Source organism: Pseudomonas sp. R45(2017), from assembly GCF_002112305.1.
Taxonomy (GTDB): Bacteria; Pseudomonadota; Gammaproteobacteria; order Pseudomonadales; family Pseudomonadaceae; genus Aquipseudomonas; species Aquipseudomonas paraglycinae.
This window is the reverse complement of the sequence record NZ_NEHH01000016.1, coordinates 19,008-37,306: the sequence shown is the minus strand read 5'-3', so window position 1 is coordinate 37,306 and position 18,299 is coordinate 19,008. Positions and strand designations below refer to the sequence as shown.

The window sequence follows — 18,299 nt, the reverse complement described above, 5'->3', positions numbered from 1 at the left end:
GCCAGCTTTGAATGTATTGCAAGTTGTGTAACGGTTCAGAGTGCCTCGGCACCGCGTAGAAATTCCTTGTTCAGATCGGCATAGGAAACCCGTGGAACCCCCGCCAGCCGCAGCTCTAGCACGCGGCTCAGGGACTCTCCGGGTTGCAGATAGGCATCACCGAAATCCGCCCCGAGCTGGTTCGGATGAGCGACGATTTCCAGCACGCCGTCGGTCGGCGCAGCAGCGTTGCGCAGGTCCACCGGGGTGCAAACGTAATCGGCCGTGACCCCGGCCAATCCCTGCAATCGGCGATTGAGCAAACCCTTGAACACGCGTTTGGGCAGGCTGAGGTTTTGCCCCAGGTTGCGCGCCAGGCGCACCGGCACACCTTGATGGGCAGCGAAGCGCGCGACGATCTCGCCGATCGGCCAGATGTTGTGCACGTGCTGATGCGAATCGAGGTGGCTGGGACGCACGCCGTGATCGACGCAGCGCTGCCACTGCGCCTGCAATTCTTCCTGCACCGCTTCGCGATCTTCCCGGCCCAGCCACAGGCTGTGGCGCGCCAGGCTGAGGTCGAACACGCCGTGGCTGTCGCAGAAGGTGCGACGTTCGAGAATGGCCCGGCTCAAGGGCCGACCGTAGGTCAGGTTGAAGTGCAGGCCGATCCGGCCTTCCAGCAACGGCAGCCGGGCCATGGCGCAGGCCGCTTCGAACGCCGGCATGTTGGCCATGGCGGTGGCGGAACTGATGACCCCGGCCTGGAACGCACCGAGGATCACCGCGTTTTCGTTCGGGCTCAGGCCGAAATCGTCAGCGTTGACTATGACTTGGCGAGGCATGTTCGCCCTCCGTGGTGGGGTTGATCACAGGTGTCGCAATGACCGCCGCTTTGGCCGCCGCACGCTTCGCCCGCCATTGTTGCAACGCAGGCTTGAGCCGGTGCCAGACGCGCAGCCCCAGCCCAAGCAACAGGCCGCTCGGGCGCCACGAGTAGAAGCTCCAGCGCCAGTGTTCCAGTTGCCCGGTCATGCGTTCGTGCAATTGATGGCTGGAATTTTCCAGGCTGACCCGCGAGGCATCGATCCAGCGCCAGTTGTCGTCCAGCCCCCAGCGAATCCATTCCTCCAGCAACACCCGGCCGCTGCCAAGGTCGGCGTATTGCGGCAGGAAGGCGAGGTTGTAATCGTAGAGCCGGCCCTGTTCGAACAGGCCGAGCCGATAGCTGATGCAACGTCCGTCCAGTTCCAGCATCACCACGCGCACCCGATCCGAAGCGGCGAGGGCGTTGAAGGCGTTTTCCATGCAGCGGCGGCTGCGGTCGCTGGCAAAGATTCCGACGCCTTCGTCGCCTTTCCAACTGACCGCTTCGACTTCGCTGATAGCCTGCAACAACGGGCCCATGCTGGTTGCGTCGGGCGTGATCCGCCGGACCTCGGCACCGCACGCGGCAATCCGCTTGCGCGCCCGGCGTAGTTTGTAGCGCGGGTCGCCCGAGACTTCCTGGCGGTCAGCCTCGCTGATCAGGTGCACCGGCACCCGACAGCTCAAGCGACGTTCGCCGGTGGAACTGTGGGCCATCCATTCGGTGAGCACGCTTTCGTCGCCGACCGGCTCGGAGATTTCGTTAAATTGCAAAAGGGCGTGGGGCACTCGCTGGCGAATCAGCCGCAGGGCTTGGCGCATGTCGTCGGCGTTCAGCTGTGATAACAACGCCAGGCGATCGGCCAGCGGATAACCCAGGTGATGCACCACCCGAAACGGCAATCCGAAAAATTGTTCACGGATCGCCACCAGCGGCAGGCACAGGCGCAATTCGTCTGCTTCCCAACCCAGCAATACATGCAGCCGCTCGTGCGCATCGAGCGCCTGCTCTGCCGCACACAGCCAGTCGAGGCTGTTGAACGGCGTGTGATCCGTCACCCGCAGGCGCAGCGCTTCATAGGCCGCCGCCGGGAAGTCAGGTGCGCACAACGAGGTGCGCCATTCGAATCGCGCCATAGGCTCAGGTCGCCGTTGCTGTGACAGGTGGACGGGAAGGTTTGCGCAGCGCCTCCAGGCGCGAGCCGCTGTAGCGGGTTTCGCGGTAGAAGCGCCAGCGACCGAACAGTTTGTAGATGTTCATGATCCGGCCCTGTTCGGTATAGCCCATGCGCAAGTGCAGCTTGAGCGCCGGGATGTTGTGGAACTCGCAGACGTCCACGACCTTGTCACAGCCCTGGGCGGCCATGGCTTTCCACAGTTCCAGTTGCAGATCCACCGACAGCTCGGTGCCCCAGTACGAGCGGGTCAGTTCGCCGCCGAACTCGAAGAACTCGCCGGGTTTCACCGGGAACAGGCAGCCGTAGTAGTGACGGTCGAAGTAGTCCCGGGCGCTGCCCCAGATGAACGCCACCGCATGGCCCTGATCGTCCAGGTGCATGTGCCCGGTGTGATTCTCCCGGGCCAGCTCGGCCATGGTGCCGATCCGGTCACCGAAGTGGCGGGCGAAGGCGCTGACGTTGTCCGGGGTGATCTTCACCACCCGCAGCGGCGGATAGGGTTTGAGGCTGTGGGGTGGCACCGGACTGACAAGGTCGCGCTCCATCCACAGCAGTTCCTGATGAGAAAAGACGTAGTGTTTCCAGACCTTTTTCACGGTGGCAGTGAGTCCTTTCTGCCGTAGGTTTTCAGTCAGTTTGCGCAGCATGTTCATGGTCGTTGCTCCTGATGACGAGTCATCGCGCGGCCAGAGGCCAGCGCGGCCGGACATCAACGGGGCGGTCATGAGGCGCTCCAGCGCAGGGCAAACAGGGTCTGTCCCGGCAGTTCGAAGCGCACGCGGCCGTCCTGACAGCGAAAAGGCGCGTCGCGGCTGCGGTTGTCGGCGCCGAAGTAGCGCAGCGCGCCGTTGTTCAATGGACATTTCGCGCCCGCCAGATCGACATGCTGCAAACGCGTGCCTTTGTTCACGCCGAGCAGCCCGCGCTGATCGTCGCCGGCCATCGCCAGCACATCGACTTCGAACGCGTCGTTCTCCAGCCACAGCACGTTGTGCAGCCAGTGTTGCTGGATGAACTGCTGGGCCATGCCCACCGGTTTCAACTCGAAGCGGTCATCGCTCAGCACCCGCAACATGCCTTTGGGGTATTGCGGCTCATCGGCGGCCTGGAACCAGTTGAGCATCGTCAGCAAACCGTCCTGGGAGGCGTTGATCACCACCGAGGCCCACCACAGCGAGGTGAAATGGGTTTCCTGATCGTAGGGGCTCAGGCTCGAGCCGCTGGACAGGTTGGTCTGGTCCAGCAACAAGGCCTTGCGCGGCTGGCCCTTGGCGTCGAGGCCGACCAGATCGGCCGCCCGGCGCACGCTGTCGCGGTAGACGCGGGTGGCGAGCAGGTCGCGAATCATCCACTCGTGCCAGGCCAGCGCATCGACCTGATCGGCGGATTCGCTCAGCAGGCGTCGCGCCCAGTCGATGCCACGCTTGTTCGCTGCGTTGTCGGCGAACGGGCCGTTGACCAATCGCGAACTGGCCGGCATCGCAATGCGCACACCGGCCTTGCCATTCGCCGGATCGCTGCGCACCTGCCGGGCCATGCTGGTGAAGATCGAACGGTATTGCTCGTAACTCGAATAATTCAGGTTAGGCTCGTCGGCGAACCCGATGTAGTGCGTGCCTTTGCCGCCCAGCGCACGGGTGCCGGCGAGCCAGGCATCGAGTCCGCTGTTGCTTTGCACGTCGGCGCGCAGATCGGCCTGACGCTGACTGCCGGCGAGCAAGGTGATGTCCTGACGAATGCCGAAACGATCCTGATAGACCTGGCGAAACGCATCTTCGAAGTGCGGCTTCTTCGCCGTCACGTCGACGAAACTGTAGTAACTGGCGGCCGTCGGTTTCAGCGCATCGAGCAGCGGATGACTGGCGGGCGGCGGCATCACGTAGGGCAGGGCGATGCCCAGATCCGGGGTGCGGCCGAGGACTTTGTCGTGCAGGGTCAGGCGCGTCTGGCCGTCGTCTTCGTGCAGCGGTTTGAGCTGTTGCGGGGTCTGCGCGAACAGATTGGCCGTACCGTCGAGCCAGAACGCCGCTTTGCCGCTGCCTTGCAGACGCAGGCGCCAGACCTGTTCGCGCTCGCTGACCGGCAACGCCACCTGATCGAACTGCCAATAGGCGCGATAGGGTTTCAGCGCCAGTGTCAGGGGCTGACCGTCACCGACCCGCTGCGCTTGCAGGGCGCTGACTCCGCCGTGGAACTTGCCCGCCAATATCGCGCGCTCACCCGCGGCGACCTTGAAATACAGTTCATCGCCGTTACGGGTTTCCGCACTGAAATGCACCTTGGCCGGGGCGAACAGCGCCACGGTGGTTTCGTCGTGCTCGACCCGGTAACTGCGGAAGCTGTAGCCGGGGATTTCCAGCTGATAACTCGCGGCCCCCGGCGCCAACGGCCAGCTCTGGCTGCCACGGGTTTCACTGGCCTTGATGAAGCGCTCGCCCTGTAACTGGCCGCGGCCGTCGAGCAGGTAAATGTGCTCTTCGTTGGCCTCCGCCTGCCACGCCGGCGCCCAGCGCACGGTCACCGTGTCGGGGCGATCCGCTTGCAGGTACAGACTGCCGTCGCGAATGTCGCCCCAACGCATCGACGCCGCGAAGGCGTCCAGCGACAGGCCGAGACCGAGCAGCAGGGCCAGGCCTTTCATGCTGCCTTCCGACGCTGCAACATCAGCCACATCGGCGTGAGGTCGCTGGGCAGAATGATCAGGGTTTGCCAGAACGCCACGCCGCTCAACCGGCAGTACAACACCAGCATCGCCACGGTCACCGCCAGATAGGCAATCGACGACGCTGCCGCTGCACCGACGATGCCGTAGGCCGGAATCAGCAGCAGGTTCAGCGCAAGATTGAGCAGCGCGCCGATCCCCATCAGCAGCGACACCGTGCCGGGGCGATTCTTGCCGATCAGGTCCAGGCGCAGGATGCTCGCGTAACACAGGCCCAGCAGCCCCGGCAGCAATGCGAGCAGCGCCGGATACGCCGGCTGGTAGGCGACGCCGAACAGGGTGACGATCAGCCATTCGCCGATCACGGCCATGGTCAGGCAGGCGCCGAGCATCACCGTGGCGGTCAGGCGCAGCGCCAGTGGCGTGACCTTGTCCATGCCTTCATCCTGTTGCAGCAGGCGTTTCATCAGCGGCGTGGTCACCGCTTCCGGAACGATCAGCAGCAATTCGGCGGCGGCGCTGGCCATCGCGTAATGCCCGAGGGCGGTGCTGCCGAGCAGGGCGCCGATGAACAGGTAATCGGAACGCAGGATCACTTGCTGGAACAGCAGATCCGGATGGCTGCGGGCACTGAAGCGCAGCAGTTCGTTCTGGCTGGCGCGATCCCACTGCAGCTGCAACGGCTGCGCGCGTTTGAGCCACAGCCAGCCGACCAGCACCACCAGACTGATGCCGGCCAGCCAACTGATCAGTGCGGCTTCGAGGGCTGCTTCTTTCCACATCCAGAACAGCGCGAGAAACAGCAGCAGCGGCGCGAAAGATTCCACCAGCCGCAAGGCATTGAACGCGACCACACCGCCGGACGCATTGTGCAAGGTCAGCAAGCCGCTTTTCAGTACGGTCAACGGCACCGCCAGCAGCAACAGCCACGCCAGCAGACCGAGTTGCATCGTTACGTCCAGTTCACTGCCGAACTCGCGCACCAGCGCCACCACCAGCAAAGTCAACAAACCCGCCAGCAGACAGCCGAACACCAGCACTTGCGCGAGCAACAAGCCCATCGGTCGTTGCTTGGCGGCCTGATAACCTACCGCCGAATTGAGGCCGCCGCTGGTGGCGGCGCTGATCAGGTCCGGCAGGGTGCTGAGCAGGGCGAACAGGCCCCGTTCGCTGGGGCCGAGAATCCGCGCCAGCAGCACATTCCTCAGCAGGCGCAGGGCGATCATCGCCAGTTTGGTGCCCATGCTCAGCGCCAGATGCTTGAGGTAACTGCCTCGACTCATGGCCGCGCCCCGCGATAGATCCGCCACGACAGCAGTTGCGGATTGCGCGCGGTGCGCTGGCTGACACCGAAACGCGGCAGGTTCAGCGGATCGCCGGTGCCGCGATAGATGCCACTGCCGGTGCCGAGCGCGAAGGGGTAATCGTGATTGGCGATCTGCTCGCGCACCCGCTCGTCGTTGTCGCCGTTGGGGTAGCAATACACCGGCAGCGGCCGGTTGCAGCCATTGAGCAGGGCATCGCGGCTGCGGCTGATTTCTTCGCCCAGGCGCACATCGTCAAGGCCGGTGAGGATGGCGTGACTGGCGCCGTGGGGGCCGAAACGCACCAGCCCCGACGCTTCCATCGCCCGCACCTGATGCCAGTCCAGCGCTTGTGGCAACGACTCCTGCGGACACTCGTCGGTCAGGCGTTCGAGTATCTTCGGATCGAGCGCTTTAAGCCCTTGCAGGTAATGCAACAGGGTCAGACTGCGCCGGTCCACGTCGATGTCGTCCAGCAAAACCGGCACGGGATGGTGGATCGACTGCAGATATTCGATCAGGTGCATGCGTGGTTTTTCACCGTGGCTGCCCCACAGGGTTTCACCGATGCTTTCCCACCAGAAACGCTGACGGCTGCCGATGAAATCGGTGGAAAGAAAAATGCTCGCCGGCACCTGATGTTTCTGCAGCAACGGAAAGGCATTGGCGGCGTTGTCGCGCCAGCCGTCGTCGAAGGTCAATGCCACTTGCGGACGCTCGGTGCGCAAGGCATTGGGTTGCAGGATCTCCATCAGCGGCACGCAATCGAAATGCTTGCGCAGCCACACCAGCAAGTGATCGAAGGCCTTGGGCCCGACGCACAGTTCGTTGCGGTGCGGCAGGTCGGCGGCGCGGTCGTTGGACAGCACCCGGTGGAGCATCAGTATCACGCCGGCGCCGTGCAGCTGGTTTCGCCCCACGGACGAGTTGAGATAGAGCCAGCCGCTGGTGCGTTTAATCAGTTGCTTGATCGCCATGGCTCGATCCCTCTCAACGGTTTTGGTCAGGGTTCCATTGGGCATAACGCTGGCCGCGCAGGAACTGCCACAAGCCGATGCTCATGCCCGCCAGTGTCACCAGCAGGAATGCCGCAAGGCGGAACGGCTTGGGCAAGCGGTGTTGTGAATCCAGCAGGCCGGCAATCGCGATGGCGTAGCCGATCAATTGCGCGATCAGGCTCAGGCGATAGAAATCGTGCTCTTCCCACAGCCAGAAATTGCTCAGCAGCAGCGGCAGCAACAGGATCGGCGCCAGGCGACGGATCAACTTGTGGCTGATCAACGCAATCGAATACAGCCCATGCTTCAACGGATTGAGCAGTGCACTGCGTTGCGCCAGACTTTGCAGGCCGCCGACGGTGACCCGCTGGCGCCGACGGAATTGCTTGTCCGCTTCGTCCACGCCGTGGTCGATCACTTGCGCTTCGGGCACGTAGACGATGCGTTTGAATTTCACTGGTGCACAGGTGCTTATGAAGAAGTCGTCGTTGACCTCGGCCGGCACGTTCTCGAACAGTTCGCGGCGCAGGGCGAGCAGGGCGCCGTCGGCGGAGACCATGCAGCCGGTACGGTTCTCGACCCGGCGCAACCAGCCCTCGTAGTGCCGATAAAGGCTGTCGCCAATGCTCAGTCCGCCACCGGTGACCGGGATCACCATGTGCCCGGCGCAGGCGCCGACCTGCGGATCGCTCAGCGGCGCCAGCAGGTAGCCGAGGGTTTCCCGCGACCATTGGTTGTCAGCGTCGGTGAACACCAGAATGTCGCCCGTAGCCAGCGCCGTACCTGCATTCAACGTGGCGGCCTTGCCCTGGCGGGGCAGGTCGAGCACGGTGATTCGCGGGTCGACGACCTTGTGCGCGCAGGCCACGGTATCGTCGGTGGAACCGTCGCTGGCCAGAATGATTTGCAAGGTCGCCGGCTGATAATCCTGGGACAGCAGCGAGCGCAGCTTGTGTTCGATGTGCCGCGCCTCGTTGTGGGCGGCGATCACGATGCTGACGTTCAGCGGCGGTGCCGGGCTGTGACGCCACGCCGGGAACAGCGGCGCGAGCAGCGTCAGCAGCAGTGGATAGCCGACATAGGCGTACGCCGGCAGCAGCAGGCACATCCAGAAAATGAATTCAGCCACGGGCAGGCCTCCTGGCGTTCCAATGACACAGACTGAGAATGAACGCGGCGCCCGCCAGGTGCAGGCGCAGCCAGTGCAGGCCCCACAGTTGCAGGGTCAGGCAGACGTTGTGGTGCTTGGCGCTCTGGCGCACGCTGAGCACCAGCCCCGGCACCAGCGTCAGCATCACCATGATCGCGGCGTGATGGGGAAACCCGTCAAGCAGCGCGGATATCGCCAGGAAATCCAGAATCCAGACGAAGATCGACAGCATCGGGAACCGCAACAGGCGCAGGCTGAAACCGTGGCTGCGCAGCAATTGCAGATGACTGCCCTGACGCCACAGTTCCTTGCCCATCCACTCGCGCCAGTTCATTTCGTAACCCCAGTGCAGGGCCACGCTTTCATTGATCGAGAGCAGCCGCGCGCCGTGTTCTCTCAGGCGCAAGGTGAACTCCTTGTCCTCGCCGGTGCGCAGGGTTTCGTTGAAACCGCCGACCTTGTCGAACCAGCGCCGACGCATCAGCAGGTTGGCACTGGGCAGCCAGTCGACGACATGGCTGGTGTGAGTGGTCGGGCGCAAGGTCCGGCGCTGCCATGCAGTGGCGTACCACGGCGCGGCGGCGGGGGTGTGCAGGTCGAGACCGAAGACATCAGCCTGGCCACTGGCTTCGATGTCGAACAATGGGTGCAACCAGTCTTCCGGCATCTCGATATCGGCATCGATGAACGCCAGCCATTCCCCGGTGGCGATGGCGGTCCCACGATTGCGCAACGCGCCGATCAGCAGGCCTGGCATCACCAGTACGTGGGCGCCGAACTGCCGGGCGATCTGCGGCCCTTCGTCACTCGATCCGTTGTCGACCACGATCAGTTCACACTCGACATCCGCCGCGTGCGCCGCTTTTTGCGCGGCCAGCAAGGTGCGGCCAATGTGCCGGGCCTCGTTGTACATCGGGATGACGATACTGATCCGGCTCATGTCCTGCTCTCCGTCAGCGGTGCCTGCTCGGCTTTGAGGCGCAAGACGCTGGTCATGGCGAGCATGATCCATACGTATTTCTGATTCGGCGCGCTGAGGAACATCAGGAACAGCGTCAGCGAAAGAAAACTCACCCCCAGATGGGTCATCAGATCCGCCTGTTGCCAGTCACGCCGTAACATCCACGCCGTGCGTGCCCGCGCCAGGTTGTACAGACCCAGCGCGAGCATACCGACGAACATCAGGCCGGCAGGAACCCCCAGCTCACTGAAGATTTCCAGGTAAGTGTTATGCGCCCGGCGGTACAGGTCGCCGATTTTGCGGTTGGCGGAAAACGCCTTGGCGTAGCCGGTGGTGGCGTAGTGCAGCGGGAAGGTGCCGGGGCCGGAGCCAAGCAACGGGTTCTCGCGGATCATCTGGCTGCCGACCACGATGTACGATGCGCGGCGGCCAAGGGACTCGTCGTTGTGCCCCTTGGCCCCGGCGCTCAACACGCTGAGGGACTGGATGCGCGCGATGTAGCCGGCAGGCATCGCGTAGATCGCCAGCGGAATCACGATCGCTGCGCCGAGCATGGCAAAGCCCAGATGACGCGGGCGAATCCGCGCCAGTTGCGCGCGGTAGTGCCAGCAACCAATCACCAGACTCAAGGCCAGCACCACCAGCCCGGAGCGCGATTCGGTCTTGGTCATGCCGCCGAGCAACAGCAGGCAGCAACCGCCCCAGAACAGCCGATGCAACAGGTTCGGGCTGCGGATCACCAGCAGCAGCGCCAGCGGAATGGCAAACGCAATCAGCAGGGCGAAGGCGTTGGGGTCTTCGAGCAGGCCGGCGGCGCGGCCCTGATCCTGGAATTTGGTGGAGAACATGGCCATGGCGCAGGTGGTGCTGACGGCCAGGGTCACCAGTCGGGCAAACAGGTCGAGGTTCAGCTCGCGGCCGATCAGCAGGGTGATGACAAACAGAATCAGGCCGACGCTGATTTCCCGCAGGTGACCGAGCGACATGCCCATGTCATCAGTGTTGAGCAGGCTCAGAAAGTACAGGGTCATGAAGGCGATCAGAAAGCGCCAGATATTGCTGCGCAGGCGATCCGAGGGAATCTGGTGCATCGCCAGTTGCAGCATCAGGATCACCGCCAGCGAAGCGCCGATCAGTTTGCTTCCGGACAGTGAACTGTCCTTGAAGAAACCCTCGAACGGCACCAGGGCGACGATGCCGAGCAGGCCCCAGGTCGGTTTGCGGTACAACACCGCGAACCCCACCAGACCGAGCACTGCGCCTGGCGCGAGGTAGGGCCAGGGGCTGGCCAGCAGAGCGATGCAGGCCAGCCCAAGCAGACTGACGATCGAGAGCGGGAAAATCATGCGCGTGCCTCCCGTGCCGTGCGGATGTACAGCTGCGACCAGCGTTCGGCCAGGGCCTTGAGGTCGTAGCGATCCTGTTGCGTGCGTTTTGCGTTGTCGCGCAGTTGCCGTGCCAGGCCAGGCTCGGACAGCAAGGTGTCGAGCTGGCGGGCGAGGGCGGCGCTGTCGGTGGGGGCCGCAAGCAAACCGTTGTGACGGTTCTCCAGCACGTCGGGAATCCCGCCGACGCCAAATGCCACCACCGGCACCCCGGCCTGCATCGCTTCCAGCAGAATCATTGGCGTACCTTCGGTGCGCGAGCTGATCACCAGCGCATCGAGTTGCTGCCACCAGTGCCGCATGTCGGTCTGGTAACCCGGCAAGCGGATGCGCTGCTGCAAACCGGCGGCGTCGATCCGTGCCTGCAAGTCTTCGCGTTCCGGGCCGTCGCCGAGCATCACCGCGTCGAGTTGCGGGTGCTGGTGACACAGCGGGATCAGCGCGTCGAGAAACAGATCCGGGCCTTTCTCACTGCTCAAACGCCCGACGTAACCGGCGAGCCAGCGTTGTCTTGGCGCATCGGAAAGCAGCGCGGCGGCTGCCGGCAATCCGTTGGGAATCACCTGCAATTTCTCCGCGCGGACGCTGGCCTGACGGTGCAACACCGCGATGCTTTCGGCGACACACACCACCCGATCCACCGACGCCGTGCGGCACAGTTGCAGGCTCAGCCAGGTGTAGAACTTCTGCTTGCGGCTGCGCGGGGTGAAGCCGTGTTGAGTGATCACCAGCGGCAGGCGCAACAGCGTGGCGCCGACCCAGCCGAACAACAGGCCTTTGAAATTGTGGGTATTGATCAACGGACGTTCACCGCGCCGCTGACCCAAGTGCCGCAGCAGGGCACCGAGCCCTGCGCAGCCTTGTGCATCGACGCCGGCCTCGCGAAAGCGCGCGATCAATTCCGGCGGCGCATCGAGGAACAGCACCTGGTGCTGCCCCGGCGTCGCCAGGCAATGATCGAGCAACATCCGCTCGGCCCCATAGAAGCCACCGCTGCTGAGCAAATGCATGATCGGCAGGGCGGCGTTCGGGGTGGCGGACGTGTTCAATTGCGCACCCAGTGCACGAAGCTCGGCACGGTCCAGTTCTTGTGCGGGTTGCTCGGTTGCGCGTTCTGGTCGTTGATCACCAGCAGCACCGGCAGGCCCAGCTCGTGGCTGATTTGCGCCGGATGTTTGAAGCGGTGATCGAAGAACTCACGCACGTAGACCAGTGCAATCGCCAGCAACAGACCGGTGAACAGCCCGAACGGAATGATCAGCATCGGCTTGGGAAACGCCGGTTCGGTCGGTTCGAACGGTGGGCTCAAGACCCGGGCGTTGGACAGGTCGTCGCTCAGCGAACGGGTGGTGCTACTTTCGGCAAAACGCTGGGCGTAGGTCGAGAACGCGGCGTGCAGCGCGTCGATCTCGGTGTCCATCTGCCGCAGTTTGCTCTGGGTTTGCTGCAACTCGTGGATGCGGTTCTTGAACTCGGCAATGCGCGCGGTTTTCTGATCGATCACCTGCTGGACCACCGCCAGATCGTTGGTGCGTTCCTGAATACGATTGCTCACCACCTTGAGGAACTGCTGGCGAGTGCGGGCAATCTGCTCGCGGGTCAGCAACATCGGTTCACTGCCCGGCTGGAACACCGCCAGATCATTCATGTAACGGCTGACCTGGGTGGTCAGTTGCTCGCCCATCTGTTTGATTTCCCGATCCTCGAACGCCACGTTGTCGACCGTGGTGGTGAAGGTGTAGGGGAAGGTGTAGTCGTTGAGTTTGCTGTTACTGGCGGCAGCCAGCGCGGTCTTCAGGTACTCGAGCCAGCGCTGGCTTTGCAGCAGGCGGTCGCGATACAGGTTCAGCGCCTGCTCTTCGGTGTTGATCGCGTTGAGGCGGAAGGTGATTTCCTCCTTCGGATCCGACGCGCCGACACTTTCCAGCAACGCCTGGCGATTGCCTTCCAGTCCATCAAGGCGCACCTGATACAGGTGTTTCTTGGTTTCGTAGAACGATTGCGGCAAATCGATCGATTGCAGCGCCTGACGGCTCACCAGGTAGTTTTGCAGCAGGGCAGAGACGAAGGTCGTGCCTTGGTGCGGATCGGGGAAGCTGTAGACGATCGAGATCACGTTGGAGCCAGGCAGGGTCTCGATTTTCAGGCTGTCTATCGCATCCTGGGTCAGCGCGTCGAGCGCGGTGTCGCGCACCGGATCGGTTTCAAGCCCCAGGGTGTTGCGCACGGGGTTGATCACGTACTGGCGCAGCGGCGAACTGATGTAGCGCTTGAACGGTTCGCCCACCAGTTTGCTGAACATGCCGGGCGAAGGGGTGTATTCGCCCTTGTCGCGCAGTTCGCTGATGGTCTGACGGATCAGCGCCGGCGAGCGCAGGATGTTGCTCTCGGTTTCCATGTCCGCCAGCGATGGCGGGATGAAGGTGGCGTTGTCCACGGTCAGCGACGTGGTGGCGTCGCCCTGTGAAAGTTTTTTCGACTGCACGATTACCTGAGCGGTGATATCGAAGCTCTGTTTGAGCAGCAGCGGCAGCACCAGCGCGATCACTGCAAAGACCAGGAAGACCCGTTTCACCAATTGCTTGTTGGCGAAGAAGATCCTGAAGAACTCATGCAGGTAGTTTTCCTTTGGATTCATGGTCGGTCACCTGAGAGTCAGTTGTTGTTGCTGTCTTTGTTGTCGACGCGGTAGCCGAAGCTGAAGCCCACGCCCTGGAACAGCACCACGTCGGCCAGTTGCCGGGCGAGTTCGCCGGCGCTGGCCAGTTTGGTTTTCGGCACGTACAGCATGTCGTCCGGTTGCAGGTAGGCGATTTGCGGCGCCTCGCCCGACAACGCTTTCTCGACGTCGTAACGCACGGCCTGCACCTGATTGCCGTTGCGGCGCATGATCACCACCGAATCGAGCCGCGCCTTGACGTTGGTGCCGCGCGCCAGGGTCAGCGCCTCCAGCACCGACACCGGCCGGCGGATCGGGTAGGAACCCGGCTGGCCGACTTCACCCAGCACATAGATTTCGTTGCCTGCGGTGGACTTGAGCAGCACGTCCACGGTCATGCGGCCCGGCAGTTGTGCGTACTTTTTGTTGAGGAAGGCTTCGAGCTGGTTGACGGTCATGCCTTGCAGCGGCACCGCGCCGATTTCCGGGAAGCTCGCGTAGCCGTCGGTGCCGACGGTGATCTCGCGGCTCATGCCGGTGGCCGGGTGGTTGAGGGCGCTTTTCAGGTTCTGCTCGTTGGTCAGCGGGCTGATGATCTGCACCGTCAACTGATTGCGGTTGGGCTGGAACAACTGTTTGCGTTGATAGGCGCGCTGGATTTCCTGGCGCGCTTCTTCGCTGGTCAGCCCGGCGATTTTCACCGACGTGTTGGCGCCCGGCAGTTCGATGGTGCCGTCCGGCAGTACCAACTGGTTGCCATTGAGCTGGCTGGCGGCGGTGAAGTTCAGGCCGATCTGGTCACCCGACTGCACGCGGTAAGCGTCCGAGCCGCTGGTGCTGATGTGGAAGATCACGTCCAGCACATCCTGCGGGCGCAGGGTCTGCTCGATCTTCGGCATGTCGGTGGCCTGGGAGTTGGCCGGGGTGGCGGTGAGAATGTTCACCGGCATGTTCTGGGTTTCGGAGGTGCTCGAGCAGCCTGCAAGCGGCAGCATCAGCAGCACAAGAATCCTGGCGTTCATGGCGTCATCCTTTGCGGTTGCTTACAGGTTTTTGTAGAGCCATTTAGGCATGTAGTACTTGCGCCGGTTGAACACGCTGCCGACCACTTTGGCCCCGGCCTGGGTCAAGCGCTGCACTGCCGCCTGGGCGACTTCCCAGCGGGTGTCTTCGGCGCGTACCACGAACACCACGCCGTCGACCTGGGTGCTGATGACCAACGTGTCGGCGGCCGAATACACCGCGTCGCCATCGATCACCACAAAGCGGTACTGAGCGCCCAGTTGATCCAGCAGCGGGCTCAGGCGCTCGGCAGTCAGGTGTTCAGTAGTGCGGATCGGCCGGCCATTGGGCAGCACATGAAACGGCAGGCTCGACACCTGCACCACGCAGTCCTGCAGCAGCGGCGGGTTGTCCGGGTTGAACAGCAGGTCGCGCAGGCCGCGCTCCTTGCTCAGGTTCAGTTGCTGGGTCAGGTTGCTCGCCGACTGGCTGGCGTCGACGTACAGCACCTGGCCGCTGCTCATCTGCGCCAGTTGACTGGCCAGCGCCAGGGCGCTGGTGGTGGTGCCGGCGCCGGGGTTGGCGGCGGTCAGAAACAGGATCCGCAGATCCAGGTCCAGCACGGTCGAAGTCAGGTTCGACTCGCTGGGGCTGGCAATGCTCAGGCTTTTGTTGGTTGAACCGTCCATTAGCTTGCTCCGTGGCCGCTGAATACTTTGAAGGGGGTTTTCAACAGAATCTTCAGATCAAGCAGAAGGCTCTGCTCGGCGATATAGCTGAGGTCCAACTCAACGCGCTGGTCGAAGTCGATGTTGCTGCGTCCTGAGATCTGCCACAGGCCGGTCATGCCGGGGTAGATCGCCAGACGGGCGAGGTGACTGTCCTTGTAGCGATAGGCGTTGAACGAGGTCGGGCGAGGGCCGACCAGGCGCATGTCGCCGGTCACTACGTTGATCAGGTTGGGCAGTTCGTCGAGGCTGGTGCGCCGCAGGAAGCCACCGATCCCGGTAATGCGCGGATCCTGGTCGATCTTGAAGTCGATGGCGTCGGCACCGTGCTTGTTCAGGTGACGCAGCGACTCCTTGAGCTCTTCGGCGTTGGCGACCATGGTCCGGAACTTGTACATACCGAACTTGCGCCCGCGATAACCGGTGCGTTTCTGCACGAACATCACCGGGCCCTTGCTGGTGAATTTGATGGCCAGCGCCAGACCGATCAGCAGCGGCGAAATCATCAGCAGAATCGTCAGCGCACCGAGGCAGGCGACCACCCGATTGGTGCGCGACAGTTGCCACGGCCGACCGCCCTCGCGACCGGTCATCCAGCCCTGGCCCTGGCGGTGGATTGCCGCGTCCAGGCGCATTCGCTGTTCCGGATCCATGCGTTTGTCACGCACCAGTTGTTGGATCGGTACACCTTTCTCAAGTCCAGTCATGGAGTCCTCCGCTGATGTTCAGCCGCGAACGGCGCGTGGGCGATAGGCAGTGGGGTAGTAATCGCGGAACCAGGCGATGAACCGCCCCAGTCCCTCATCCAGCTCTATCCGGGGCTGAAACCCGGTGGCCTGGGCCAGGTCGCTGGCCTCGGCGCAGGTATTGAGTACGTCGCCCGGCTGCAGCGGCAGCAGCTCGACCACGGCTTTCTGGCCGAGGTGTTTTTCCAGTAGGGCGAGGTAGGTTTTCAGCGCCACCGGGTGCTGGCCGCCGATGTTGAACAAGCGCCACGGCGCCATGCTGCTGGCCGGGTCGGGTTGTTCGCGGTTCCACTCGGGATTGGCCCGGGGCGCCCGCTCGATCAGGCGCGCGATGCTTTCGATGATGTCGTCGATGTAGGTGAAATCGCGCTGATGCTCGCCGTAGTTGAACAGCTTCAGTGGCGAGCCTTCGCTGATCGCCTTGGCGAACTGGATCGGCGACATGTCCGGCCGGCCCCACGGTCCGTAGACCGTGAAAAAGCGCAGCCCGGTGCAAGGGATGCCGAACAGGTGGCTGTAGCTGTGGGCCATCAATTCATTGGCTTTCTTGGTCGCGGCGTACAGTGACAGCGGGTGATTGACGCCGTCCTGCACCGAGTAGGGCGTGCGCTGGTTGGCGCCGTACACCGAACTGGACGAGGCGTAAATCAGGTGCTCGACCGGGTGCCGGCGGCAGCACTCCAGAATGTTCAGGAAACCGTCGAGGTTGCTGTCCAGATAGGCCCGTGGATTCTCCAGCGAATAGCGCACCCCGGCCTGCGCGGCGAGATGGACCACGACTTGCGGCCGCTCGCTCGCGAACAATGCTTCCAGCGCCGCAGCATCTGCCAGATCAACCGTGGCGAGCTGGAAATCGCCAATTTGCCCGCGCACCCAGTCCACCCGATCGTGCTTGAGCTGCGGGTCGTAGTAGCTGTTGAAGTTGTCCAGGCCGATCACCTGATGCCCGTCGCGCACCAGCCGCAGCACGCCATGAGCACCAATGAACCCGGCCGCACCGGTGACGAGGATTTTCATGGCCGCAACCCGTCAGGCGCGATGTGGCGCAGACCGATGCCGCTGTAGTGCAGGCCGGCGGCTGCCACTTGTTCCGGGTTGTAGAGATTGCGTCCGTCGATGATGACTTTCGAGCGCAGCTTGCTGGCCAGCAGCTCGAAATCCACCACGCGGAAATTCTTCCACTCGGTGCAGATCACCAGTGCGTCGGCGTCTTCCAGGGTGTCGTCGCGGGTGGCGCACAGGTGCAGGTCATTGCGGTATCCGTAAATGCGCCGGCATTCGGACATCGCTTCCGGATCGTAGGCCTGCACGCTGGCGCCTTCGGCCCACAGCGCCTCCATCAGGTAACGACTCGGGGCTTCACGCATGTCATCGGTGTTCGGCTTGAACGCCAAACCCCAGATCGCGATCGACTTGCCGGCCAGGCCTTGAGGAAATTGCGCCCTGAGTTTGCTGAACAGAATGTGCCGTTGCGCGTCATTGACGTCGGTGACGCTGCGCAGCAGTTTCAATGGCATGCCGTTGTGTTCGGCGGTGTGCAGCAGGGCGCGCAGGTCCTTGGGAAAGCACGAGCCACCGAAGCCGCAGCCTGGGTAGATGAAGTGATAGCCGATGCGCGGGTCGGAGCCGATGCCCTTGCGCACCGCTTCGATGTCGGCGCCGAGCAGTTCGGTGAGGTTGGCCAGCTCGTTCATGAAGCTGATGCGGGTGGCGAGCATGGCGTTGGCTGCGTACTTGGTCAGCTCGGCGCTGCGGTTGTCCATGAACATCAGTTTTTCGTGGTTGCGGCAGAACGGCGCGTACAGCTCGCTCATCTGCTCGCGGGCCAGGTCATCGTGGGTGCCGACGATGATCCGGTCCGGCCGCATGCAGTCGGCGAGGGCGCTGCCTTCCTTGAGAAATTCGGGGTTGGACACCACCCGCACTGCCAGAGCGCTTTTGCCACGCCGTTGCAGTTCTTCTTCAGCGGTGTGCAGCACCTGATCCGCCGTGCCGACCGGCACTGTGGATTTGATGATCAACGTGCGATCGTCTTCCATGAAGCTGGCGATCTGCCGCGCCACGTTGAGCACATGGCTGAGGTCGGCGGAGCCGTCTTCGTCGGCCGGCGTGCCCACGGCGATGAAGATCAGTGCGGCATGTTCCACCGCATCGCTGGCCTGGGTGCTGAACAATAAACGCCCGGCCTTGATGTTTTCTTCCAAAGTTGCCGAAAGACCCGGTTCGCTAATAGGCGGTACCGCCTGTTGCAGTTGTTTAATCTTGTTCGGGTCAATATCGACGCACAATACGCGATGTCCGACATCGGCAAGTGCGGCTGCTTGTATCAGGCCAACATAGCCCGTACCAAATACGCTCACGTCCATATTGGCGTGCCTCGTAAGACGGTGATGGAAGATCGAAAATGGAACTGTCAAAAGGGGTATAGCGCAGCGTGGGAAAAGCGTGTCAGCAAAATGACATGTTGCAAGGGTATAACACCCCCATTTTTGGGGGCGAAAGGCCATCAAGTGCTTGCTGTAGATGGATTTGTCCCGTTCTTGACGCGTTCGAAGAAAACGATAAACGGTCGTAGGCCACGAATTTCAAGGGTTTTAACGACTTGGGTGTGTCAGATTTGAGTCAACGGTTTTTTGACGCTTTTTGATTATGTCCGACATTTCTTGCGCTTTAATGGCCC

16 protein-coding genes are annotated in these 18,299 nt (G+C 62.7%); all 16 read right to left on the bottom strand.

Translation table 11 applies throughout. The features are described from left to right. Positions 1-35: 35 nt before the first annotated feature. Positions 36-824 (bottom strand): ChbG/HpnK family deacetylase, encoded by a 789-nt coding sequence (locus CAF74_RS27510; protein WP_085748475.1) that lies wholly within the window; start codon positions 822-824, stop codon positions 36-38. Then, positions 796-1,983 carry a GNAT family N-acetyltransferase gene (locus CAF74_RS27505; protein ID WP_085748445.1) on the bottom strand — a complete coding sequence of 396 codons (1,188 nt, stop codon included), beginning with the start codon at positions 1,981-1,983 and terminating at the stop codon, positions 796-798. The genes CAF74_RS27510 and CAF74_RS27505 overlap by 29 nt, the downstream gene beginning before the upstream one ends. A 4-nt stretch (positions 1,984-1,987) precedes the next feature. After that, positions 1,988-2,677, bottom strand: a complete 690-nt coding sequence (locus CAF74_RS27500; protein ID WP_085748444.1) for a GNAT family N-acetyltransferase — start codon at positions 2,675-2,677, stop codon at positions 1,988-1,990. Positions 2,678-2,745: 68 nt separating this feature from the next. Then, a complete protein-coding gene (locus CAF74_RS27495) occupies positions 2,746-4,665 on the bottom strand; it encodes a hypothetical protein (RefSeq protein ID WP_085748443.1) in 1,920 nt (639 codons plus the stop codon). Then, positions 4,662-5,969: a lipopolysaccharide biosynthesis protein gene (locus CAF74_RS27490; protein ID WP_085748442.1), complete on the bottom strand. Its 1,308-nt coding sequence runs from the start codon at positions 5,967-5,969 to the stop codon at positions 4,662-4,664. The genes CAF74_RS27495 and CAF74_RS27490 overlap by 4 nt, the downstream gene beginning before the upstream one ends. Further along, entirely contained in the window at positions 5,966-6,967 is a 1,002-nt protein-coding gene (locus tag CAF74_RS27485) for a polysaccharide deacetylase family protein (protein ID WP_085748441.1), read from the bottom strand. Before CAF74_RS27485 ends, CAF74_RS27490 begins: the two co-directional genes overlap by 4 nt. A gap of 13 nt (positions 6,968-6,980) precedes the next feature. Continuing rightward, a complete protein-coding gene (locus CAF74_RS27480; RefSeq protein WP_085748440.1) occupies positions 6,981-8,117 on the bottom strand; it encodes a glycosyltransferase in 1,137 nt (378 codons plus the stop codon). After that, on the bottom strand, positions 8,110-9,078 hold the full coding sequence (locus tag CAF74_RS27475; protein WP_085748439.1) for a glycosyltransferase: 969 nt from the start codon (positions 9,076-9,078) through the stop codon (positions 8,110-8,112). The genes CAF74_RS27480 and CAF74_RS27475 overlap by 8 nt, the downstream gene beginning before the upstream one ends. After that, positions 9,075-10,445: an O-antigen ligase gene (locus CAF74_RS27470; protein WP_085748438.1), complete on the bottom strand. Its 1,371-nt coding sequence runs from the start codon at positions 10,443-10,445 to the stop codon at positions 9,075-9,077. Before CAF74_RS27470 ends, CAF74_RS27475 begins: the two co-directional genes overlap by 4 nt. After that, positions 10,442-11,494, bottom strand: a complete 1,053-nt coding sequence (locus CAF74_RS27465; RefSeq protein WP_371857365.1) for a glycosyltransferase family 4 protein — start codon at positions 11,492-11,494, stop codon at positions 10,442-10,444. The genes CAF74_RS27470 and CAF74_RS27465 overlap by 4 nt, the downstream gene beginning before the upstream one ends. Before the next feature lie 35 nt (positions 11,495-11,529). Then, positions 11,530-13,122: a Wzz/FepE/Etk N-terminal domain-containing protein gene (locus tag CAF74_RS27460; RefSeq protein ID WP_085748436.1), complete on the bottom strand. Its 1,593-nt coding sequence runs from the start codon at positions 13,120-13,122 to the stop codon at positions 11,530-11,532. A gap of 17 nt (positions 13,123-13,139) precedes the next feature. Next, positions 13,140-14,165, bottom strand: a complete 1,026-nt coding sequence (locus CAF74_RS27455) for a polysaccharide biosynthesis/export family protein (protein WP_085748435.1) — start codon at positions 14,163-14,165, stop codon at positions 13,140-13,142. A gap of 21 nt (positions 14,166-14,186) precedes the next feature. Beyond that, the gene (locus CAF74_RS27450) at positions 14,187-14,834 is read right to left on the bottom strand and encodes a CpsD/CapB family tyrosine-protein kinase (RefSeq protein WP_011333467.1); all 648 of its coding nucleotides are present in this window, start codon (positions 14,832-14,834) and stop codon (positions 14,187-14,189) included. Then, positions 14,834-15,580, bottom strand: a complete 747-nt coding sequence (locus CAF74_RS27445) for a sugar transferase (RefSeq protein WP_085748434.1) — start codon at positions 15,578-15,580, stop codon at positions 14,834-14,836. Before CAF74_RS27445 ends, CAF74_RS27450 begins: the two co-directional genes overlap by 1 nt. 18 nt (positions 15,581-15,598) lie before the next feature. Then, positions 15,599-16,636: an NAD-dependent epimerase/dehydratase family protein gene (locus tag CAF74_RS27440; RefSeq protein ID WP_085748433.1), complete on the bottom strand. Its 1,038-nt coding sequence runs from the start codon at positions 16,634-16,636 to the stop codon at positions 15,599-15,601. After that, positions 16,633-17,985 (bottom strand): UDP-glucose/GDP-mannose dehydrogenase family protein, encoded by a 1,353-nt coding sequence (locus tag CAF74_RS27435; RefSeq protein WP_085748432.1) that lies wholly within the window; start codon positions 17,983-17,985, stop codon positions 16,633-16,635. The genes CAF74_RS27440 and CAF74_RS27435 overlap by 4 nt, the downstream gene beginning before the upstream one ends. Positions 17,986-18,299 lie beyond the last annotated feature (314 nt).